20 protein-coding genes and 2 pseudogenes are annotated in these 21,808 nt (G+C 63.9%); 4 read left to right on the forward strand and 18 right to left on the reverse strand.

Annotated elements, in window-relative coordinates; translation table 11 throughout:
* The first annotated feature begins 1 nt into the window (after position 1).
* Both ACSKB8_RS39890 and ACSKB8_RS39895 read left to right on the forward strand, forming a co-directional pair.
* Positions 2 to 664 carry a sulfite oxidase-like oxidoreductase gene (locus ACSKB8_RS39890; protein WP_438109995.1) on the forward strand — a complete coding sequence of 221 codons (663 nt, stop codon included), beginning with the start codon at positions 2 to 4 and terminating at the stop codon, positions 662 to 664.
* Positions 665 to 690: 26 nt separating this feature from the next.
* Entirely contained in the window at positions 691 to 1,914 is a 1,224-nt protein-coding gene (locus ACSKB8_RS39895; RefSeq protein WP_438109997.1) for a bifunctional alpha/beta hydrolase/OsmC family protein, read from the forward strand.
* A 1-nt stretch (position 1,915) separates the two neighbouring features.
* Here ACSKB8_RS39895 and ACSKB8_RS39900 read toward each other — a convergent pair whose 3' ends face one another.
* From ACSKB8_RS39900 to ACSKB8_RS39975, 16 genes and pseudogenes are all read right to left on the reverse strand, one after another.
* On the reverse strand, positions 1,916 to 2,995 hold the full coding sequence (locus tag ACSKB8_RS39900) for a YeeE/YedE family protein (RefSeq protein ID WP_438109998.1): 1,080 nt from the start codon (positions 2,993 to 2,995) through the stop codon (positions 1,916 to 1,918).
* A gap of 115 nt (positions 2,996 to 3,110) precedes the next feature.
* Positions 3,111 to 4,115 (reverse strand): quinone oxidoreductase family protein, encoded by a 1,005-nt coding sequence (locus ACSKB8_RS39905; protein ID WP_438110000.1) that lies wholly within the window; start codon positions 4,113 to 4,115, stop codon positions 3,111 to 3,113.
* A 64-nt stretch (positions 4,116 to 4,179) separates the two neighbouring features.
* Complete coding sequence (paaK, locus tag ACSKB8_RS39910; RefSeq protein WP_438110002.1) at positions 4,180 to 5,511, reverse strand: phenylacetate--CoA ligase PaaK; 1,332 nt, start codon at positions 5,509 to 5,511, stop codon at positions 4,180 to 4,182.
* Positions 5,512 to 5,553: 42 nt separating this feature from the next.
* A complete protein-coding gene (paaI, locus tag ACSKB8_RS39915) occupies positions 5,554 to 6,003 on the reverse strand; it encodes a hydroxyphenylacetyl-CoA thioesterase PaaI (protein ID WP_438110004.1) in 450 nt (149 codons plus the stop codon).
* Between the two features lie 55 nt (positions 6,004 to 6,058).
* A complete protein-coding gene (gene paaE / locus ACSKB8_RS39920; protein WP_438110005.1) occupies positions 6,059 to 7,141 on the reverse strand; it encodes a 1,2-phenylacetyl-CoA epoxidase subunit PaaE in 1,083 nt (360 codons plus the stop codon).
* Between the two features lie 2 nt (positions 7,142 to 7,143).
* Positions 7,144 to 7,647 (reverse strand): 1,2-phenylacetyl-CoA epoxidase subunit PaaD, encoded by a 504-nt coding sequence (gene paaD, locus ACSKB8_RS39925; protein WP_370985131.1) that lies wholly within the window; start codon positions 7,645 to 7,647, stop codon positions 7,144 to 7,146.
* Positions 7,641 to 8,417: a 1,2-phenylacetyl-CoA epoxidase subunit PaaC gene (paaC, locus tag ACSKB8_RS39930; protein ID WP_438110007.1), complete on the reverse strand. Its 777-nt coding sequence runs from the start codon at positions 8,415 to 8,417 to the stop codon at positions 7,641 to 7,643. Before paaC ends, paaD begins: the two co-directional genes overlap by 7 nt.
* Entirely contained in the window at positions 8,417 to 8,704 is a 288-nt protein-coding gene (paaB, locus tag ACSKB8_RS39935) for a 1,2-phenylacetyl-CoA epoxidase subunit PaaB (protein WP_370985129.1), read from the reverse strand. Before paaB ends, paaC begins: the two co-directional genes overlap by 1 nt.
* 10 nt (positions 8,705 to 8,714) lie before the next feature.
* A pseudogene (paaA, locus tag ACSKB8_RS39940) lies at positions 8,715 to 9,708 on the reverse strand (1,2-phenylacetyl-CoA epoxidase subunit PaaA).
* Between the two features lie 76 nt (positions 9,709 to 9,784).
* Entirely contained in the window at positions 9,785 to 10,651 is an 867-nt protein-coding gene (gene paaX, locus ACSKB8_RS39945; RefSeq protein ID WP_370985127.1) for a phenylacetic acid degradation operon negative regulatory protein PaaX, read from the reverse strand.
* A 244-nt stretch (positions 10,652 to 10,895) separates the two neighbouring features.
* Entirely contained in the window at positions 10,896 to 11,666 is a 771-nt protein-coding gene (locus ACSKB8_RS39950) for an esterase/lipase family protein (protein ID WP_370985125.1), read from the reverse strand.
* Positions 11,667 to 11,868: 202 nt separating this feature from the next.
* Entirely contained in the window at positions 11,869 to 13,155 is a 1,287-nt protein-coding gene (locus tag ACSKB8_RS39955; RefSeq protein WP_370985124.1) for a DUF445 domain-containing protein, read from the reverse strand.
* 171 nt (positions 13,156 to 13,326) lie between these two features.
* A complete protein-coding gene (locus ACSKB8_RS39960) occupies positions 13,327 to 13,782 on the reverse strand; it encodes a phasin (RefSeq protein WP_438110010.1) in 456 nt (151 codons plus the stop codon).
* Between the two features lie 214 nt (positions 13,783 to 13,996).
* Positions 13,997 to 14,590 (reverse strand): GNAT family N-acetyltransferase, encoded by a 594-nt coding sequence (locus ACSKB8_RS39965; RefSeq protein ID WP_176945755.1) that lies wholly within the window; start codon positions 14,588 to 14,590, stop codon positions 13,997 to 13,999.
* Positions 14,587 to 15,668, reverse strand: a pseudogene (locus ACSKB8_RS39970) (PHA/PHB synthase family protein). The gene ACSKB8_RS39965 and the pseudogene ACSKB8_RS39970 overlap by 4 nt, the downstream one beginning before the upstream one ends.
* Positions 15,665 to 16,048: a hypothetical protein gene (locus ACSKB8_RS39975; RefSeq protein ID WP_438110012.1), complete on the reverse strand. Its 384-nt coding sequence runs from the start codon at positions 16,046 to 16,048 to the stop codon at positions 15,665 to 15,667. The pseudogene ACSKB8_RS39970 and the gene ACSKB8_RS39975 overlap by 4 nt, the downstream one beginning before the upstream one ends.
* Positions 16,049 to 16,212: 164 nt before the next feature.
* Here ACSKB8_RS39975 and ACSKB8_RS39980 point away from each other — a divergent pair, with 164 nt between their 5' ends.
* Both ACSKB8_RS39980 and ACSKB8_RS39985 read left to right on the forward strand, forming a co-directional pair.
* Positions 16,213 to 17,127, forward strand: coding sequence for an alpha/beta fold hydrolase (locus tag ACSKB8_RS39980; RefSeq protein WP_438110014.1), 915 nt, complete (start codon positions 16,213 to 16,215; stop codon positions 17,125 to 17,127).
* A gap of 119 nt (positions 17,128 to 17,246) precedes the next feature.
* On the forward strand, positions 17,247 to 17,711 hold the full coding sequence (locus ACSKB8_RS39985; RefSeq protein WP_438110016.1) for a nuclear transport factor 2 family protein: 465 nt from the start codon (positions 17,247 to 17,249) through the stop codon (positions 17,709 to 17,711).
* Between the two features lie 27 nt (positions 17,712 to 17,738).
* Here the strand turns inward: ACSKB8_RS39985 and ACSKB8_RS39990 are convergent, their stop codons facing one another.
* Both ACSKB8_RS39990 and ACSKB8_RS39995 read right to left on the reverse strand, forming a co-directional pair.
* On the reverse strand, positions 17,739 to 18,413 hold the full coding sequence (locus tag ACSKB8_RS39990; RefSeq protein ID WP_438110018.1) for a spermidine synthase: 675 nt from the start codon (positions 18,411 to 18,413) through the stop codon (positions 17,739 to 17,741).
* A gap of 41 nt (positions 18,414 to 18,454) precedes the next feature.
* On the reverse strand, positions 18,455 to 21,691 hold the full coding sequence (locus tag ACSKB8_RS39995) for a bifunctional cytochrome P450/NADPH--P450 reductase (RefSeq protein WP_438110020.1): 3,237 nt from the start codon (positions 21,689 to 21,691) through the stop codon (positions 18,455 to 18,457).
* Positions 21,692 to 21,808: the final 117 nt, after the last annotated feature.

Below are 21,808 nucleotides of genomic sequence, written 5' to 3' on the forward strand. Positions count from 1 at the left end.
CATGGCTGACGACAACGAGCCGCCCGACAGCAAGCTGACGCGCACCAAGGAGAAATGGGCGCGCGAGGGCCGCTTCCTCACCGGGAAGATCACGCGGCCGGAGGACCAAAGGCTGCCGCCCGGCCAGCACCTCACCAAGGATTGGCCGGTGCTCGATCTCGGCGTCGTGCCGCCTGTGTCGCGCGAGCGCTGGCGGCTCGACGTCTATGGCGCGGTCGATGCCCCCGTGTTCTGGACCTTTGCCGAATTCACCGCGCAGAAGCAGGCGCGGTTCACCTCCGACATTCACTGCGTGACGACCTGGTCGCGCTATGACAATGAGTGGAACGGGCTCGCGACGCGTGAGCTGCTCGCGGCCTGCCAGCCGCGCGAGGATGCTCGCTTCGTCGTGCTGCATTCCTATGATGGCTATACCACCAATCTCGCGCTGGAAGACTTCGCCGCCGAGGACGCTCTGCTCGCCCATAGCTGGTCGGGTCAGCCGCTGTCGGCCGAGCATGGCGGACCAGTGCGGCTGGTCGTGCCGCATCTGTACTTTTGGAAGAGTGCCAAATGGCTCCAGGCCATCGAATTCCGGACTGAGGACGCGCCGGGCTTCTGGGAAGTCCGCGGCTATCACAACCGCGGCGATCCCTGGGCCGAGCAGCGCTATTCAGGCGATTAGGTTCAACAAAGGACGGGGGAAGTCCAATGCCGACGGAACGCTTTCAATTCACCGGTGAAGGCGGCCATCAGCTTTCGGCCGCGCTCGAGCTGCCGGACGGTGAGCCCGCAGCTTTCGCGCTGTTCGCGCATTGCTTCACCTGCGGCAAGGATACGCTGGCCGCCAAGCGCATCTCCGTTGCGCTCGCGGCCAAGGGCATTGCAGTGCTGCGGTTCGACTTCACCGGGCTCGGCTCCAGCGAGGGCGATTTCGCCAACTCCACGTTCTCCTCCAATGTGACCGATCTCGTGCGCGCCGCCGATCATCTGCGCGCAACGCGCAAGGCGCCGTCCGTCCTGATCGGCCATAGCCTCGGCGGTGCCGCGATCCTCGCGGCAGCAGGACATATCCCTGAAGCCAAGGCGGTTGCGACCATCGCGGCGCCGTCCGATCCCGCCCACGTCACCGGGCTATTCAAAGAGCACATCAATAACATCCGCGCGCAGGGCGAAGTGGAAGTCTCGCTGGCGGGCCGCCCGTTTCGGATCAGACGTGAATTCCTCGACGACATCATCGAGCATGAGTTGATGAAGGACGTCACCGGCCTGCACAAGGCGCTTCTGGTGATGCACTCCCCGGTCGACGACACCGTCGGCATCGACAATGCGACCAAGATCTTCGTGTCGGCGAAGCACTCCAAGAGCTTCGTCTCCCTCGACCACGCCGACCATCTGCTGACGGCGCCTGCTGACGCTCTCTACGCGGCCGATGTGATCGCGGCCTGGGCCAGCCGCTACATCGACACCGCAAAGCCCGCGAAGGCGATGGATCTCCCCGAGACGCCGCGCCAGGTCGTGGTGCAGGAGACCCGCAAGAGCAAGTTCAACCAGATCATCTCGGTCGGTCCGCACCGTCTGGTGGCGGACGAGCCTGTGGCTGCCGGCGGCGAGGACGCTGGTCCCGGGCCCTATGATTTCCTGCTCGCAGGCCTCGGCGCCTGCACCTCCATGACCATGCGCCTCTATGCCGACCGCAAATCGTTGCCGCTCGACCGCGTCACCGTCACGCTGAAGCATTCCAAGATCTACGCCAAGGACTGTGCGGAGTGCGAGACGCGCGAGGGCATGCTCGACCAGATCGAGCGCGACATTGCGATCGAGGGCGCGCTCGATGCCGAGCAGCGCAAGAGGCTGATGGAGATCGCCGACAAGTGCCCGGTGCACCGGACGCTGACATCGGAGATTCGCATCGTGACGAAGGCCGTGGAGTAATTCAAGCGGCCGGCGAACCTACCCCGGTTGCCGCCTCGAAGGGTTGGACCCGCAGCGCACCGCGCAGACCCGCCGTCGTGCCAAGCAGAATGCCGGCAACAGCGATGAACGAGCCCAGCGCCAGCGTCGACATGCCGGTGAGCCCCTGCCCTATCGAGCAGCCGAACGCCATTACGCCGCCGATCCCCATCAGCGCCGCGCCGGTGCCCGAGCGCAGCATGTGGCGCGGCGAAGAATAGCCTTCGAGCTTGAAGCGCCCCGTGACGAGCGCAGTGACCAGGCTCCCGGCGAAGACGCCCGCGACCGTCGCGATGCCGAAATTGAGGGTCAGGCCGGTCGAGAGCATGGCGTATTGCAGGCTATCAGCAATCGGCGCGATGAAAGTGAGCGAAGTCACCGGCACCGGATTGAAATCGTCGGCGCCGAGAGAGCCGGTAGCGAACCAGCCGGCGGCGACGAGCAGGCCGACGACGACGCCCGCGGCGATTTGGCCCGGCGAGCGACGAAATGCCGGATGCGCGAATGCAAACAGGATCAGCCCGACGACGAGCGCGGCAGCGGCCAGCGCGCGCGAAAGAGCTTCAGCCGGGCCAAGCGTTGCCAGCAGCGCCGGCAGCGAATTGGCGTTGACGGTGGTTTGAGAAGCCTGAACCAGCGCGATACGCGCCGGTGCAATCAGGCCCTTGAGCGTCATCTGCGCGGCAATCGCAAGCACGATCACGACGACGAAGGAACGGAGATTACCGCGGCCGAGCAGCACTAGCGCCCGCGAGCCACAGCCGTTCGACAGCACCATGCCGTAGCCGAACAGCAGGCCGCCGAGGAACAGCACCGGCACCGAAAACGTCTGTTGCAGATAGATCGACTTGCCGAGATCGACCATGCCACTACCGGCGAAGAACTGGCTGGTGGCAATCGCAACGGCAATCGCCAGCGCATAGGTGCGCACCAGCCGCCCGTCGCCCCGCGCCAGAAAACCGCGCATGCTGCTCATCAGGCAGAAGCCGCTGAGCAGGCCGACGGCGCCATAAATCAGGCCGATGACGAGGCCGGCGAGGATGACGAGTTGCGTGGATTCCATCGGTTGTTCTCAGAACTCTCGCCAATCTCCGTCATTGCGAGCGCAGCGAAGCAATCCAGTCTGTCTCCGCGGGTGCATTTCTGGATTGCTTCGCTGCGCTCGCAATGACGGTGTGTTACGGCTTCAGGATCACTCGGTCGCGCGACGAGCCAGCGACAGCGACATAAGCATCCCTGGCGCGCTCCAGCGGATAGACGGCGCTCGCCTTGATCGGGAACGGTTTCAGATGCCCACTCGCAAAGCCCGGACCGAGATCACGAAGCACCGCACCGGTCGCCGCCGACGAAAGGCCGAGCGTGTCGATACCGACATAGGTATGCTGGCCCCGGTAGAACTCCAGAATGTTGAACTGGACGATGCGGTCGATCGCGGCGATCAGGATCTGGCGGCCGCGCAGAGCAAGTGACTTGTGCGCCGCCGGGAAGTAGGGGTCGCCGACCGTGTTGAAGACGATGTCCGCGCCTTTGCCGCCGGTCAAATCGCGCACGCGCGTGGCGACATCGGTCGTGGAAGCATCGATCAGCTCGACCGGCGCGTTGGTGTGGCCTTCATAGGTCTCCGCCTTGCGCACCACGCCGATCACGCGCGCGCCCTGCCAAGTCGCGATCTGCACGGCGGCCTGGCCGACCTTGCCGTTGACGCCGAAGACCAGCACCATTTCGCCGGGCTTCGGCACGCCGGCGCGACGAAAGCCTTCCATGGCCGTGACGAAGGGCACGCCGATGCCGGCGGCTTCCTCCCAGGACACCGTCTTCGGCTTCTCCACCACGGCATCGGCTTCGACCACGAGATGGGTTGCGTGAGTGCCGTCGCGGCGGATGCCGAGATCGCCGGAGGAGCCAAACACCTCGCGACCGACCGTCCCAGCCGGCCCGTCGATCACCACGCCTGCGTAGTCCCGGCCGGGCGTACGCGGAAAGACGGCATAAGGCATCAACCCCGTTGCGGCCTTGACGTCGGATGGATTGACCGCGGCAGCTTTCACCTCGATCAGGAGATCGTTCGGACCAGGCCTGAGCGTCTGAGGCTCGATCACCGGCGCAAGTGCCGCGGCGTTCTCCGCCTTGGCATTGAGGCGGACGCAACGCGCTTCGACGGTTTTGGTATCGGCTGGCGACATCGAAAGACCCGTGATTTCTTGCGGGCCTTGTCGCCTTTGGGGCCGGTCAAGTCAATCCGTCAAGTCAGTCCTTGGGCCGCTTGTCGTAGAGCCGCTTGGCCTTGCCGAGCGAGCGCTCCAGCGTGGCCGGCGCGACCACCTGAACCTTGGAGCTGATCCCGATCGTGTTCTTGATGTGGGTCGATACCCTGTCGGCGTGATCGACGAGACCGCGGCCGTCCCAGCTTTCGGGACGCGCTTCGGCGATGATCGTCAGCTCGTCCATCCGGCCTTCGCGGGTGAGTTCCAGGATGAAGTGGCCGCCGCACCAATCGGTCGCGAGCAACACCTCCTCGATCTGGGTCGGGAACAGATTGACCCCGCGCAGGATGATCATGTCATCCGAGCGCCCCGTTACCTTCTCCATGCGCCGCATGCCCGGCCGCGCCGTGCCCGGCAACAGCCGCGTCAGGTCGCGGGTGCGATAGCGGATCACCGGAAACGCCTCTTTGGTCAGCGAGGTGAAGACCAATTCGCCCTTCTCGCCGTCGGGCAGCACTGCGCCGGTCTCGGGGTCGATCACTTCAGGGTAGAAATGATCCTCCCAAATATGGAGCCCGTCCTTGGTCTCGATGCATTCCTGCGCCACGCCGGGACCGATCACCTCGGAGAGACCATAGATGTCGGTCGCATCCATGTCGAAGGCGTCCTCGATCTCGCCGCGCATGGCGTTGGTCCAGGGCTCGGCGCCGAAGATGCCGACCTTGAGCGAGCATTGGCGCGGATCGAGCTTCTGACGCTTGAACTCGTCGAGGATCGCCAGCATGTAGCTCGGCGTCACCGTGATGATATCGGGCCGGAAATCGTTGATGAGCTGCACCTGCCGTTCGGTCATGCCGCCGGAGATCGGCACCACGGTGCAGCCGAGCTTCTCGGCGCCGTAGTGCACACCGAGGCCGCCGGTGAAGAGACCATAGCCGTAGGCATTGTGAATGATCATGCCGGTGCGACCACCGGCGGCACGGATCGAGCGCGCCATCACGTCCGACCAGGTGCCGATGTCGCGTTGGGTATAACCGACTACGATCGGCTTGCCCGTCGTGCCGGAGGAGGCATGCACCCGCACCAGTTTTTCACGCGGCACGGCGAACATGTTGAAAGGATAATTGTCGCGGAGGTCCGTCTTCACGGTGAACGGGAATTTGGCGAGATCGGACAGCTCGCGAAAATCGGACGGATGCACGCCGGCCTTGTCGAAGGCGTTGCGATAATGCGCGACGTTGTCGTAGGCGTGCTTCAACGACCAGGCCAGCCGCTGCTTTTGCAGCGCCATGATCTCGTCGCGCGAGGCGCGCTCCTGCGCGTCCATCTCGGCGCTATAGGTGTTGCCACCTTCCTTGCGTCTCGTCAGAGCCATCCTCGTTTCCCCACATTGTCGTTTGTTCTTTTCTTTGGTCTCTTATTGATCCTGCGCCGGCAGCCACGTGCCGGGAATGACACGCGAATGCCCGCGGAATTCCGCGATGACGGTATCGCCTACAGTGACACGCACGTCGTAGATGCCGGAGCGGCCGCCACGGGTGATCTCTCTTGCCATCGCAACCAGGCGATCGCCAAGCTTGCCCGGCCTGATGAACGAGATCTGCCCCTGCGTCGCAACGACGCGCTCATTGTGCGAGTTGCAGGCAAATGCGAAGGCGGAATCGGCGAGCGTGAAGATGAAGCCGCCGTGGGCGATACGCTGGCCATTGACCATGTCCGGCCGCACCAACATCGCCAGCGTCGCAAAGCCCGGGCCGATCTCGACGATCTCCATGCCGAGTCCCTTGGAGGCATCGTCCTCCGCCCACATTGCATCGGCGCAGGCCCGCGCGATATCCTCGGGCGACAAGGTGGCTTTGACGTTCACGCGCTTCTCCCGGGCAAATGTCTATCCATCATGCTCTGCTGCTTGGCCAAAACTGTCAAACATGGTCGTAATCGACCATGACCCGCTCCGACGACGGCTTCGCCTGACAGGTCAGGATAAAGCCGGCCTTCAGCTCCCAGGGTTCCAGAGAGTAATTGATGTCCATCGGCGCCTCGCCCTCGACCAGCTTGGCACGGCAGGTCGAGCACATGCCGCCCTTGCAGGCGAAGGGCAGATCGACGCCGGCGCGCAGCGCGGCATCGAGTATCGCCTCGTCCTCGGCAACAGGCACGTCGCGGCGCTTGCCGTCGATGATCAGGGACGCGACCGCCTTCGGCGGCGCGTCGGGCGCAACGGCTTTCTTCGGCCGCGGCTTGCCGCCGAATTCGGAGACAAAGCGCTCGACATGGATACGCTCTTCCGCAATCCCGAGGTCGCGGCAGGTCGCCTCGATGTCTTCGCTCATGCCTGATGGACCGCAGATGAAGACATGATCGACGCTCTCCGCCGGCACTAGTGAACGCAAGAGCACCCTCACCTTGTCGCCGTCGAGCCGGCCATGCAGGATCGGGATATCCTGTTCCTCACCGGAGATGACGTGGAAGATCGAGAGGCGGTCGATGAAGCGGTCCTTCAGCTCCTCCAGCTCTTCGAGAAACATGATGTTGTCGGTGGCGCGGTTGCCGTAGAACAGAAAGAAGCGACTGTCGGGCTCGCGCACGAGCGTGCCTTTCACGATCGAGAGAATGGGCGTGATGCCGGAGCCCGCGGCAAAGCCGACATGGATACGGCCGGTCTCCGCTGATGGGACCAGGCCGAAGCGCCCCGTCGGCGTCATCACGTCGAGCTCGTCGCCGCATTTCAGCTCGTCCGCCGCCCAGCTCGAAAACGCGCCGCCGTCGACCTTCTTCACGGCGATGCGGATCTCGCCGTCGTCGGGTCCGGAACAGATGGAATAGGAACGGCGCACTTCTTCGCCATCGAGAGTGGTGCGGAGCGTCAGGTATTGGCCGGGCGTGAAGGCATAATCACTGGCGAGTTCGCCGGGAATGGCGAAGGTCATCGAGATGGCATCCGAGGCCTCGCGGCGGAGGTCGTTGACGGCCAAGCGATGGAAGCGCGGTGCGACTGCTGACATGATCAATGACACTTGAAATAATCGAAGGGTTCACGGCAGGCCTTGCACCGCCAGAGCGCCTTGCAGGAGGTCGAGCCGAATTCGGACAAGAGTTCGGTCTTGTCAGAGCCGCATTGCGGACACGCGACGGCCTGTCCGCCGAATAGCGCGCGGCGCGAGCTTGAGGCCTGCGGCGGCGCGATGCCGTAGGCGCGCAGCTTCCGGCGGCCCTCCTCGCTCATCCAGTCGGTGGTCCAGGCCGGCGACAACACCGTGCGCACCTCCGGACGACGGAAGCCGGCGCGCTCCAGTGCAAGCTCGATCTCGAGTGCAATCATGTTCATGGCCGGGCAGCCCGAATAGGTCGGCGTGATCGCGACCTCGACGCGATCGCCGTCCAGAACGACGTCACGGAGCACGCCGAGATCGGCGATGGTCAGCACCGGAATCTCGGGATCGACCACGCTCGCCGCGGCATCCCAGGCCCGCCGGCGTAGCTCGCTATCGCGCTCCAGCACCGTCACCATGTCGACCCCGGGAAGGTGCGCTGCATCGATTGCAGCTCGGACAGGAGATGGCCGAGATGCTCGCTGTGCCGGCCAGAGCGGCCACTCTGCTGCATCCAGTCGTTCTGCGGCAGCTCAAGTGTCGCCTCTCTGACAATATCAGACAACGTCGTCAACCAACGACCGCGCAAGCTCGCCGGATCGATGGCAATATCGGCATGGATCAGGGCGCGCTCGGCTTCGTCCACGGCAAACATCTCACCGGTGAACGCCCAGAGATGATCGATCGCGGCCTGCGCGCGGGCCCTGCTTTCGTCCGTGCCGTCGCCGAGCCGGATGATCCACTCGGAGGCATGGCGCAGATGATAGGCGCTCTCTTTCTCCGACTTGGCCGCAATGGCGGCAAGCGTCGTATCGCGCGAGGTCATCATCGCGCGCCAATAGAGGTCGGCGAAGGCGGAATAGAAGAACTGCCGCACCAGCGTCTGGGCGAAATCGCCGTTCGGCTGTTCGACCAGCAGAAGGTTACGGTATTGCCTGACGTCGCGCAGATAGGCGAGTTTGTCCTCGTCGTTGTCGTTGCCTTCGACCTTGGCGGCGTAAGTGTAGAGCTCGCGCGCCTGGCCGATCAGGTCGAGCGCGATGTTGGACAGCGCCATGTCCTCTTCCAGCATCGGCGAGTGACCGCACCATTCCGACAACCGGTGGCCGAGGATCAGCGCGTCATCGGCGCGGCGCAGCGCGTACAGCACTAGCGGCGTTTCGGAGACCTGGATGTTGGCGACCGGCATCACATGTGCCCCACTTCTTCGGGCACCTCATAAAAGGTCGGGTGCCGATAGATCTTCGATTCCGCCGGTTCGAACATCATGCCCTTGTCGGCCGGATCGCTCGCGGTGATCGCGATGGAGGGCACGACCCAGATCGACAGGCCCTCGCCGCGACGGGTGTAAATGTCCCGAGCAGCTTGCAGCGCCATCGTCGCGTCGCTCGCATGCAGCGAGCCGACATGTTTGTGCGCAAGCCCGTTGCGGCTGCGAATGAAGACTTCCCACAGCGGCGTGTTCGGCGTGGCCATCGTGATCTCCCTATTCCGCGGCTTGTGCGGTCTGACGCTGCGCGCGCTTTGCCGCGTAAGCGGCTGCCGCCTCACGCACCCAGGCGCCCTCCTCGTGCGCCTTGCGGCGCGCGGCCATGCGATCGCGATTGCACGGGCCGTTGCCGGCGAGCACCTGCTTGAATTCGGTCCAGTCGATCTCGCTGTAGCGCCAGTGCCCGTCCACATCCTGCGTCATGGCAGGATCTGGAATGGTGAGGCCGAGATATTGCGCCTGCGGCACCGTCAGCATCGACGAATTTCTGGCGCAGCTCGTCATTGGAGAAGCGCTTGATCTTCCACTTCGTCGAGGTGTCGCTGTGCTGGCTCGTCGCATCCGGCGGGCCGAACATCATCAGCACCGGCCACCACCAGCGGTTCAACGCATCCTGCGCCATCGCCTTCTGCTCCTCCGAGCCGCGGCACAGCGTCAGCATGATCTCGTAGCCCTGGCGCTGGTGAAATGACTCCTCCTTGCAGACGCGGATCATCGCGCGCGCATAGGGGCCATAGGAGCAGCGGCACAGTGGGATCTGGTTCATGATCGCGGCGCCGTCGACCAGCCAGCCGATGGTGCCGATGTCGGCCCAGGTCAGCGTCGGATAATTGAAGATCGAGGAATATTTGGCTTTGCCCGCGAGCATCGCGTCGACCAGTTCTTCGCGCGAGGTCCCTAACGTCTCGGCGGCGGCATAGAGATAGAGCCCGTGGCCGCATTCGTCCTGCACCTTGGCGAGCAGCGCGGCCTTGCGGCGCAGCGTCGGCGCGCGCGTGATCCAGTTGCCCTCGGGCAGCATGCCGACGATCTCGGAATGGGCGTGCTGGGAGATCTGGCGGGTGAGCGTCTTGCGGTAGGCCGCCGGCATCCAGTCGTTCGGCTCGATGCGCTCCTCGGCATCGATGCGGCCCTGGAATTGCGCAGCCCTGGCCGCGTCCTCAAGACCGCGATCGTCGGTCTCGGCCGTGTTCAGCGCCTGGGTGTACATGCGCATCCTCCCGATTTGTTGGGAGGAAATATATAACAGAATTTAGTTCATGCAAGATATTTCTGTAACATATAGATCAAACGCCGAACCTCCGTTCCAGAAGCTTCCGCGCCGCGGGCAAGGGTCCCCTCTCGTTGGTTCCATGGCTGTCGAGCCATTGTTCCGACGGAGCCAGCAGTGCGCGATAAATCTCGCCGCAAAGCGCACGCGCCGCCCTGCCCGGCCAATCCGACGGCAACAGGCTTTCGGGCAACAGCGGATCGCGCAGCACCACGCGGCGGTAATAGTGGATCAGGAGGATGCGCGCGGTGAAGGCGTCAGCCTCGGATAAATCCGTGCCGCGCGCGATCGCGGCACGGAGCGGCTCGAACGTCTTCATGAATTTCAGATACGCATCCGCAGTGCGGTCCAGCGGCCAGCTCGCGCTGAGCAGGCGGCGGCCGCTGTCATCCTCCGCCGAGACTTCGAGACGGATCGCGCCCACGGCCTCGTCGGGCACCGGTACGCCCGACGGCGCGACCCATACGCCCGGCAGCGGACTGCCGAAGCCGGCATTGCGGAGTGCCTCGCGCGAGGCGTCGCGGTCCTCGCCGTTGCCGATCAGGAGCAGCTCGAAGCGACCGGTCCAGTCGGACGGCGGCGGATCGTAGATGTGGCGCGTCGCGGCCTCGAAAGTCTGGCGTCCCTTTTCGGCCAGCCGATAGAAGCTGTTGCGGCCGACCTTTTCGCGGGTCAGCCAGCCATCGGCCGCAAGGCGCGACATCGCGGTGCGCACCACGCCACTGTCGATGTCGAGGCTTTCGAAGAATTCCAACAGCGTGCCGAGCCACACCACACCGCCGCGCGGCACGATGGCGTCACCGAACACGGTGATGACGATGGAGCCGGTGCGCGACGGCTCGCGCTTGAGCTGGTCGATGATACGGGACAACGGATGCGCCATCCGCGAGGCATAGCGCGTTTGGTGCGGGCGCGACAATGGACGGGAGCGACGAGGCGAGAGCCAGGCTCGATCCTTCGAGACGGCGCGTCCTCTTCTCCCTCTCCCCGTTCCTACGGGGAGAGGGTTGGGGTGAGGGGCTGTATCAGCAAACTCAGTAGCAGACGGACTCGCGGAGATTCCCCCTCACCCGCCACGCTCCGCGTGTCGGCCTCTCCCCGCAAGCGGGGAGAGGCGAAGGAAGCAATCACCTGTGCGGATCGGGATAGGCCAGGCTGCGCCAGCCGCTGCGATCGAACGGCCGCCACTGGCCTTCTTTCTGCGCGAGGCGGTCGGCCACGGCATAGACCACGGCGGGATGATGACCCATGCCGCAATGGCTGCTTTCGACCTCGATGCTCTCGGTCTGCGCTCCCGATTTCTCCATGCAGCCCTGCCAGGCGCAGACGCCGTCGGTGCGGCTGAAGATGGCGGTGGTCGGCACCGGCGGCGGGAGGGCTAGCTCGCCGCCGAAACGCGGATCGACCTCGTCGGCCTTGCGCCCGCTCGCCCATTCATAGACGCGCCAGGCGTTGGTCGAGCGCGGATCGCCGGCAAAGGGGCTGCCGAGCGTGATCACCTGGCGTACGCGCTCCGGCATCATCTTGGCGAGCTGGCGCGCATAGAGGCCGCCGAGGCTCCAGCCGACCAGGCTGATCTTGCGGCCATGCGTGTCGCTGAGCTCCTGGACCAGATCGACCATCGCGTGCTGGACGCCGGGACGCAGTCCGTAGTTGCGACCCTGGCGCCAGCCGCTCACCGCATAGCCTTTGCTGGCCAGAAACGCGCGCAGCGCGCGCGTGGACGTATCGGAGGCCACGAGGCCCGGCAGTACCAGCACCGGATGCCCATCGCCGCGGGGCGCAAGGCTCAGCAGCGGCAGCGCGCCGAGGAATGCGCCGAACTCATGAATCGCACGCCCCTCCAGAAACATCAGGGTGCGGGACGGCGGACGCAGCGTCTGGGCAGTTGCGGTCATCAATTTTTCCCCTGGGACGAATTCCTGGAAAGGCCGCCGGCTGCGATGCCGGCAAACGGGCGTGAATTCCAATACGCCGGCTTCTTGATCGTTCCGCAGCGCAACATGAATCAGCTAGGCGGCCGGTTCCCGACATTCAAGCGGGAGAGGCGCAAGGCGACAATAGGCCCACGCGTTAATGCTAACGGCCGTGACGCAAAAGTCACAGCAATCGGAGCAGGAATTCTACGGAGTAGAGCGCAAGTCCCGCGAGGCCGCCGATCAACGAACCGTTGAAGCGGATGTATTGCAGGTCGCGTCCGATGTTGATTTCGATCAGCGAAATCAACTGCGTCATATTCCACGCCTTGACCTGGTCGGAGATGAAGGTCGAGACGCCGCCCTTCTGATCGGCGACGACGCTGCGCAGCACGGTCACCAAGCCCTTGTTGATCTCCCCGCGCAGTTCGGCATCGCCGGCGAGCGCTTCGCCCGCGGCGACGAACATGCCGGCGAGATGATGCTGGAGCACTTGCGTCTCGCCGCTTGCGCTGCGCTCGATGAAGGAGCGCGTGTTGGCCCAGACGGTGCGGGCGAGATCGGCAAGCTCCGGCCGCGCCAGCAGATCGCGCTTCAGGCCGTCGATGCGGTCGATATAGGCCCGATCGGTGCCGAGCTGGTCGACGAAGTTCAACACCATGCGATCGAACTCGCCGCGGAACGGATGTTTGGGGTCGCTGCGCACTTCATTGAAGAAAGCGGTGGCGGACGCCACGATCTTGTTCACCAGAAACTTGTCGGCGCGATAGAGCCGCAGCAACGTCGGCAATTCCGCGCGCACCTTCTCGCGGATCATCGCCATCGTCTCCTTCTGATTCAGCGTGTCGTGCATCACGCGCAGGAGATCGTCGAACAGAATCTGGTGCCGCCCTTCCGCGACGAAGCCGCGCAGCGTGCCCGCGGCGAGCGGCGCAAGGTCGATCGCCTGGAGCTGGGAAGACATGCGGCGGATGATGAAGGTCATCAGGCCCGAGCTTTCCGTCGCTGAGAACGCCTCCGGCAGCAGGCGCAGCGCAAAGCGCGCGAGATCGTCGCTGCGCTTGCGGTCACGCAGCCAGTCGGCGACGAAGGAGCCGAAATCGATTTCCTTCAGCTTGGCCTCGACGGGACCGGTCTCGAGGAAATGCACCTGGATGAATTCGCCGAGCTTGTCGGCGATGCGGGCCTGGTTGCTCTGGATGATCGCGGTATGCGGGATCGGCAGGCCGAGCGGCCGTTTGAAGAGCGCGACCACGGCATACCAGTCGGCGAGCCCGCCGATGGTCGCGGCTTCCGCGAAGGCCGCGATGAAGCCGAACACGGGATGCACGTTCAGCAGGAGTTTTGCGACAGTGAACAGAGCGAGCGTCGAGGCCAACACCAGCGTCGCCAGCGCTTTCACGCGCCGCAGCTCCGCCGCGCGTTCGGCGTCGCCGGGGGTGTCGAAGGAAAAGGTGGCGGGTGCGTTCATGACTGCATCACCCTACCCGTCATTGCGAGCGAAGCGAAGCAATCCAGTCTGCCTCCGTGGAAAGACTCTGGATTGCTTCGTCGCTTCGCTCCTCGCAACGACGACTGCGGCAGCGCAAAACAAAGGCCCGCCGAAGCGGGCCTCAAATTCAGTTGCTACTCAGGCGCCAAATCAGGCGGTCTTGTTGTAGACCTTGGCAAAGTTGTCCTGAGCGGACTTCGCACCGTTGGCGGCGAGCTTGCCGAGATAGTCGGCGGTCGCCTTTGCACGCGAGACGAACGCTTCGCCGCGGGCGCGGAGCAGGCTCGACTGGATCTCGACGGCCTCGCTGATCGACTTGGCGGACGCGAGCTTGTCGATGCCCGAGAAGAACGCCTCGGCGTCCTCATAGATCGCCTGCTGGATATTGCGGCTGATCTTGCCGGCCTCGGCGACGGATTCGGTCACCGCGTTCTCGACGGCGGCGGTCACCCGCTCGGAGCCGGCGAAAGCTTCGGCGGCACGGTCCTTGGCGGTGTTGGCGGTCTTCTTGACGAACTCGCGGGCGGCCTCGGGAACTTCCAGATTCTGGATGTTCTTGAAAGCGTCCTTGAAGCCCTCGAAAGCGGTGTTGGTTTCAGTGGTCATGGGGTTCTCTCCATCCTCATTGGTCTGAGCTATGGCTCACCCCGTCCGCATTGGCCCGGGGCATGGCTTATATGGCGTAGTAAATTGTGCGATGCAATATTCGTATTGCAGTGCGATATCACGAAATCGTGAACAGCCTTAACACAAGGCGCCACAGTGCCCTAGTTGGAGGCCGTCTCGGACGAATTAGGTCCGTACCGGCCCGATCTTCGGCTTAATGCTGGACGGCGCCTGGCAATCCATAGGCCTCCATCTGCGCCTGAACCTGCGCGATGTTGTGCCCCAGCACGACAATGTCATGGGTCTTGCCATCGATATCCCGCACGTGGTCGCGCAGCAGCGCCTCGGCCTTGAACCCGAGGCCTTCGAAAAGCGCGATCGCCGCCTGCTGGTCGACCGTCATCTGCACCGAGAGCTTTTCCAGGCCAGCCCCGAGCGCAAGTGCAAAGGTCTCCTGTGAGAGCGCCTTCCCCACACCCTGCCCGCGCACGTCGGACGAGACCACCATGCGGATCTCGCCGACATGAGGCGACCAGGAATGCGGATCACGCACCAGCGTGCCGCAGCCGACGACCTTGCCGTCCCTCACCGCGAGCAGGCTCGTGATTGCGCCGCGCTCGATCTCCTTGACCCAGGCGGAGAGCACCTTCGGCTCGCTGATATTGCGTGGCAGGAACAACAGATCGTGGGACGGAAGACCTTGGCCGAAGGCGAGCACCGCGGCTTCGTCTCCGGGCGACATCAGGCGGATCTCGATATCACCAGCATCGGTCTTGATGTGACGCGGATAGGAACGCTGCTCACTCATGTCGATCTCTTTCCCAGCCAGGAGTCCAATTTTGGCCACAGCCGCTTCACCGCGTTGGCACCGGCGACGAGGGAGACGTGGCCGCCCTTCAACATCACCTCTTCCTTGTCCTCGGAGCCGATCTTCGCGATCAGGTGCTTTGCGGCGTCATAAGGCACGATGTGATCGTGCTCGGCGACGGCATGAAGGATCGGCACCTTGATGTTTTCGAGCTTCGCCGCGCGGCCGCCGACCGACATGGTGTCGTTGAATAGCTTGTTGTCCCACATCAGGTCCTTGGTGATGGTGCGGAAATACTCGCCCGCCAGCGGCAGCGTGTCGGTCGCCCAGCGGTCGAACATGCGGTAAGACTTGACGAACTCGTCGTTCCAGATGTTTTCCCAGAGCTGGATTTGGCTCACCGTGCGCGAGGCCGGACGCAGCATCTCGAACGAGGACAGGATCATCTCCGGCGGCACGTTGCCGACGCTGTCGACGAGATGGTCGACATCGAAATAGCGGCGGTCGGAGAAATTCGAGAACAGCTTCATCTCGCGGAAGTCGATCGGCGTGGTGAAGCAGATCAGATTCTTCATCGGCCCGTCCTTGTGGATCGAGCCGTAGAGCAGCGACAGCACGCCGCCGAAGCAATAGCCGATGACGGAAACGTCCTGCTCGCCGGAATCGGCTTGCACGCGGCGGACGCAATCCGGGATGAAGTCGAGGACATAGTCCTCCATCCGCAGGCTCTTCTCCTCCGGCCTCGGCGCGCTCCAGTCGAGCATATAGACGTCGTAACCGCGCTTGAGCAGGAACTCGATGAAGCTCTGGCCGGGGACGAGGTCGAGAATGTAGCCGCGATTGGTCGTCGCCATCACGATCAGCACCGGGATGCGGTAGATCTCGTCCGACATCGGCCGGTAGTGGTAGAGGCTCATCGTGCCGCGCGAATGCAGCACGTCCTTCGGTGTCGAGCCGAGCGTGGGGCCGGAGGTCGAGAATATTCGACACCCTTGATGCTGCGCTGGATCGCGCGCTGCACCTCGGTCTGGATGCGCTCCGGGATAGATGCGAAATCAAGTCCCGTCGGCGCATTCATTTCTGCTCTCCGTTTTCGGAGGGCGGACGCTTCGTCCGCGGCGGCCGTGGCGTCCCATCGGAGCCTTGCGAGATGCCCGAGCTCGCCGCCATTTGGCTCAGTATCGACTTCATCTCGTCGAGCTGGACTTCAATGGACTGGAGCCGCTCCGCAAGACCCGTGACCTGCTCGCGGCTCGGCAGGTTCATTGCGACGAGGTATTTCTCCACGAGCTCGCCGAGCTGCTTCTGAGCACCTGCAGCAACTCCTCCCGCACGGTTCATCGCCTGTGAAAACTCGGGCGATGACATGGCCTGGTTGGCGAAGGAGTTGAACCCCTTCTCCATCTCGCCCACCATCTTCTGCCATAAGGCGACGGGGTCGTTGGTCTTGTCGGTCATCGGCGTCCTCCTGGTATCGAGAGCTTCGACGCCCTTCTTTTTGGCCATACCACACCGTTGCGAGGGGCCGGTCAACCGGCAAGCGACCCGGTGCCGCACACACGGCTTCTTTGCCGCGGGAAACCGTGCAATACAGCATTGGTCAGCAGCAAGGGAAAGCGACCGTGACCGTCCATCAGCCGCCCCAGACCGTCCGCGCCAATGGCATCGACATCTGTTACGAGATTTTCGGCAACGGCAACGCTGAGCCGCTGCTGCTGATCATGGGGCTCGGGGCGCAGATGATCCATTGGGACGATGCGTTCTGCGAGCAGCTCGCCGCGCGCGGCTTTCGCGTGATCCGCTTCGACAATCGCGATATCGGCAAGTCGAGCCATCTGACGGGCGGCAAGCGGCTAACGCCGCTCGAGCTGTTGAAGCTGCGCTTCCTCAGGATTCCCGTGGCAGCGACCTACAAGCTGATCGACATGGCCAGGGACACGGTCGGGCTGATGGACGCGCTCGGCATCAAGTCGGCGCATCTGGTCGGCGCCTCGATGGGCGGCATGATCGCGCAGGAAGTGACGCTGTCGTTCCCCGAGCGCGTGCGTTCGCTGACCTCGATCATGTCAACGACAGGCAATCCGCGCGTGCCGCCGCCGACACGCGAGGCGGCCGCCATGCTGATGGCGCCGCCGCCGCGCAGCAAGGAGGAATTCATGGTCCGCTTCGGCCAGACCTGGAAGGTGCTGCGCGTCGGGCATTTTCCCGAGGAGGAAGCGCTCGACCCCGGTCGTGCCGAGCGGGTGTTCGCGCGCGGACTTAATCCGGCCGGTGTCGGCCGGCAGCTCCGCGCCGTGCTCGCCTCCGGCAGCCGCAAGGAACGGCTTCATGGCATGAGGACGCCGACGCTGGTCATTCACGGCACCGTCGATCCCCTGGTCCATCCCGAGGGTGGCAAGGACACGGCAGCGTCAATTCCAGGCGCCAAGCTATTGATGATCGAGGGCATGGGCCACGCGCTGCCGATGCGGTTCTGGCCGGAGATCATCGGCGCGATCGACAAGCACGCGCATGGGGCGGCGGCGCAGGCGGCGTAGACCGCCGGTCTCCTTACGGTGACCATGTGAGTGGCTGGTTACTCTCTTAACGAAAGCCGGCGCGAAAGCTATACAGGCCTTCCTCAATCGCAAAGAAGCTGCGGCCTCTCGGAGCTCACATGCATTCGATCGTCCGACCAGGCGCAATGATCACTGCTGCAATTCTCATGCTCTCGCTCGCCAGTAGCGCTGCGATGGCCGGTAGCGCGCAAGAAGAAGCCAATCGCAAAACCTTACTGGCCTTCTACGAGAAGGGTCTCAATCAGAAGGACGCTGATGCGGCGCTTACCCATGTCGGCGACCGCTACGTCCAGCACAATCCAAACGCGGCCGATGGACCGGATGGCTTCCGAAAATTCATCGGCTTCCTGCGCGAAAAGTTTCCGAACTCGCATAGCGAGATCAAGCGCAGCTTCGTGGATGGCGACTTTGTGATCCTACACGTTCACTCCGTTCGCGAGCCCGGCAGCAAGGGGCGCGCAATCGTGGATATCTTCAAGCTGGAAAACGGCAAGATCGTCGAACACTGGGACGTCGTTCAGGACATTCCTGAAAATCCCGCAAACGGCAACACGATGTTCTGACGGATAGAACAGCGGCTGAGGAACGGCCTAACTTTTCCGCGCAATCCAGATCACGTGGCGCGCGCCGCCGCCTCTGCCGGTGGCACGGACGTTGACTTCATTGACATCGAAGCCGGCACGGCCGAGGCGCTTGGTGAAGGCGGGGTTGGGTCCTGAAGACCAGACAGCGAGCACGCCGCCCGGCCGCAGCGCCATCTTCGCCGCCGTGAGCCCGCGCGCATCGTAGAGCGCGTCGTTGCCCTTCCGGGTCAGCCCTTCCGGCCCGTTGTCGACGTCGAGGAGAATGGCGTCGAAGGCGGACCGCTGCGCCCGGATGATTTCGCCAACGTCGGTCTGCCGGATGCTCACCCTGGGATCATCGAGGCTGTCGCCGAAGACCTGCGCCATCGGGCCGCGCGCCCAGGCCGCCACCGCAGGCACGAGTTCGGCGACCACGATCCTCGCGTTGCTTCCGAGCACGGCAAGCGCCGCACGCAGCGTAAAGCCCATGCCGAGGCCACCGATGAGGACGACGGGCTTTAAGACATTCTCGATCTGCTTTGCCGCCAGCGTCGCAAGCGCCGCCTCCGAGCCCGACAAGCGGCTGTTCATCAGCTCGTTGCTGCCGAGCTTGATGGAGAACTCGTTGCCGCGCCGCATCAGGCGCAGCTCACCGTCGGAACCGGGGATTTGCGCGGTGTCGATCTTTTCCCAGGGAATCATGCCTGACGTTTAGCACGATTAGCCCGGATGGAGCGCCCGCCCTATCCGCCCGCCCAGACGTCCAGCACATAGCGGTTCTTCGCGCCCATCTCCTCGATCCAGCATGCGCTGGCCGCGGCATCGCTGCCGCTCTTCTCGCGGTGGATCGCGACGAGCGCGGCCTTCACGTCGGGCTCCATCTTGCCGCCGTCGCCGCAGACATAGATGATGGCGCCTTGCTGGATCAGCGGCCAGACCTTGTCCTTCTGCGCGGCAAGTACGTGCTGCACATAGGTCTTGGGTCCGTCCGCGCGCGAGAACGCCGTGAAGAGCTCGGCGATGCCGCTTGCCGCCAGCGCCTTCAATTCGTCCGCGTAGAGAAAGTCCTGGTCGGGGTGGCGGCAGCCGAAGAACAGCATGGCCGGACCGAGCGTGGCCCCCTTCGCCTTGCGCGCGGCGCGCTCCTGAAGGAAGCCGCGGAATGGGGCAAGTCCCGTGCCCGGCCCGATCATGATGATCGGCACCGATGAATCATCGGGAAGCCGGAAACCGGCCTTGGTCTCGCGCACCGTCGCGTAGATCGCATCGCCCGCGCGACGGTTGGCGAGATAATTCGAGCAGATGCCTTTATAGGTGCCGCTACCGGAGGCTGCCGGACCTTCGACCACGCCGACGGTGACGCTGCATCGCGCCGAGTCGACCGACGGCGAGGACGAGATCGAGTAGTAGCGCGGCGCCAACAGCGAGAGCATTTCCAGATAGACGTGAAACGGCAATTCGCAGGCCGGATATTCGAGCAGCAGGTCGAACACCGATTTGCGCTTGGCCAGGATCTCGCTGCGGTAGCGCTCGGCCGGCTCTGCTTCCTCGCCGACGAAGGCCAACAGCTTCGGTTTGGTGACCGGACAGCGGGTGTGCTCGGCCATGATCTGGATTTGCTTGCGCGTCGCCACCTGCTGCAGCTCGACGAACTCGCTGAGCAGGCGGCCGACCGATACGGCCTCGCCAACCGGCAATTGCGCGCGCCGGCCTTCGGCCACCTGAAGCCTGATCTGGTCGGCCGGCAGGAAGCCGAAACGGCGGGCGACCGAGTCCACCAGCGTTGGATCGTTGCGCGGGACGACGCTTGAGTGATCCCCGACGCGGTAGGTGATGTTGGACGGCAGCTGCACCTCGATGTGGCGCGTCGAACGCTCCGAGGGATTTGACCCTTCCTTGTTCTGGAGCTCGTCATTGACCAGCACCTTCATCGCCACCGCGCCGCCCTGGGCGACGATGGTGTTGACGGCGGTCACCGCGACGGGCTCGATCGCGTAAAGCGGATCGTCCTCCGCGGTGCGGGTGAAATTCCAGTCGATGCCGAATTCCTTGGTCGCGACCTGGGCAGCCGCCGGGAACCATTTCTGAAACTGGCCGTCGAGATCGCTGCGCGCATCGCCTTCGCCGCGCGGGAAGACGGCGCGCCCGCCATGCGCCGACAATTGCTCGTCGATGAAGCGCGGCACCGACTGATAGGTCGCCGCCCAGTCGCTGTTGCCGCAGCCGAACACGGCGTAGCGCACATTGGCAAAGGCATCCGTCGGCAAGTCGCTGCCGAGCCATTTGACGAACTGCGTCGCGTTATCAGGCGCCGCACCGTTATAGGAGGCGCAGATGATGAGCACGCCGCCCTCCTGCGGCAGCTTGCCGACGTAATCGTCGAGCGGGCCAAGGTGAACGGCGAAACCGTTGATCTCGGCGAGATCGGCCATGCGCGTCGCCAGTTCCTCGGCGGTGCCGAGATTGGAGCCGTACAGCACCAGCATCGGTGTGTTGTGGCCGGGCCGCGCGGTCGGCTGGCGTGGCGCCCTCGGTGCCGAGGCCACAGCCGCGATGGGACCGCCATAGGCACCGCGCTCGCGGTCGGCACGCGGGCGCACCTTGATCTTGAAGCCTTCCGGCTTCATCGTCAGCGTTTCCTTCAGGTGCATTTGATAGCGCTGGTGATCGATCAGCTTGAAGCGCTGCAGGATCATGCCGAGCGCAAGCGCAGCCTCGTGCATGGCAAAGCCGCGGCCGATGCAGGCGCGCTGGCCGTTGCCGAACGGCTTCCAGGCATTGATCGGCCGCTTGGCTTCCGCTTCGCGGCTGAAATTCTCGGGATCGAACGCATCCGGGTTCGGTCCCCAGACGCTGGGATCGCGATGCAACGCCGTCACTAAGATGGTCGTGAACGTGCCCTTCCTGAGTTTGTACTTGCCACCGCCAATGGTCTCGTCGTTGAGCGGCGAGATGCCGTAGGCCGGCGCCGGCGGCCACAGCCGCAGTGCCTCTTTCAGGATTTGCGTGATGTAGGTGAGCTGCGTCACCTGCTGATAGGTCGGTTTCGCATTGACGTCGGGGCCGAAGACGCGGTCGACCTCGTCATAGGCCTTCTTGAGAATGTCCGGATGCTTGAGCAGCGCATAGAGCGTGTAGGACAACAGGCCGCTGGTGGTCTCGTGACCCGCGATCAGGAAGGTGTTGATCTGGTAGCGAATGTTGACGTCATCGAGCTGCTCGCCGGTCGGGCGGTCGACGCCGGTCATCATCGCGGCCAGCATGTCCTTCTTGTCGTCGATCCCGTCCGCACTCTTGCGGCGCTCCGCGATGATCTCGTCGACCATCTTGTTCATGAAGGCGACGTCTTCGGCCAAGGTCTTGCGCCGCTTCTGCATCCAGAGCTGCTCGAACGGCAAGCCGCGCGTCATCATGATGGTTTCGAGCGAGCGCACCAGCGACTCGACGAAGGGGTGGTAGTCGCGCCGGTAGAACGAGTTGAAGCGATAATCGAAGCCGCACAGGCCGATCGTATCAAGCGTTAGCGCGGTCATGTCGTGGACGACGTCGATCTCGTCGTCGGCGTTGAGCCGCTCCCATTTGTGGACGAGTTGCTCGGCGATATCGACCATGCTCGGATGATAGGACTGCATGGCGCGGTTGCCGAACGGCTGGAGCAGAATGTTGTGCGCCTTGCTCCAGTTCGGCTCCTTGGTATCGGCCGTGAACAGGCCATCACCGCCAACCGCACGCACACGCCGCAGCGCGCCCCGCACCGTCTTGTCGAAGCGCTTCTCGTTGGAGAGTTCGTCGACGAGATCGTGGCCGGAGACGACGACGATCGGCGAGCCCATCATGTCGAGCCAGAAAATCGGACCGAGCTCCTTGGCAAGCCGCGTCAGGTGCTGCACGGGGGCGGCCGAGTCCAGCGACAACATGTTGCCGACCACCGGCTTGGTCGGCGGATGCGGGATCGGGTCGAGTCGGTTCTTGGCTGACATGAAAAGCGTTTCCCCCTCAGTAACCCTCGTCATTGCGAGGAGCTCTTGCGACGACGCAATCCAGAGTCTCTCCGCGGATACATTCCTGGATTGCTTCGCTTCGCTCGCAATGACGGC

It is taken from the genome of Bradyrhizobium sp. BR 1432 (assembly GCF_051547705.1).
Taxonomy (GTDB): domain Bacteria; phylum Pseudomonadota; class Alphaproteobacteria; order Rhizobiales; family Xanthobacteraceae; genus Bradyrhizobium; species Bradyrhizobium zhanjiangense.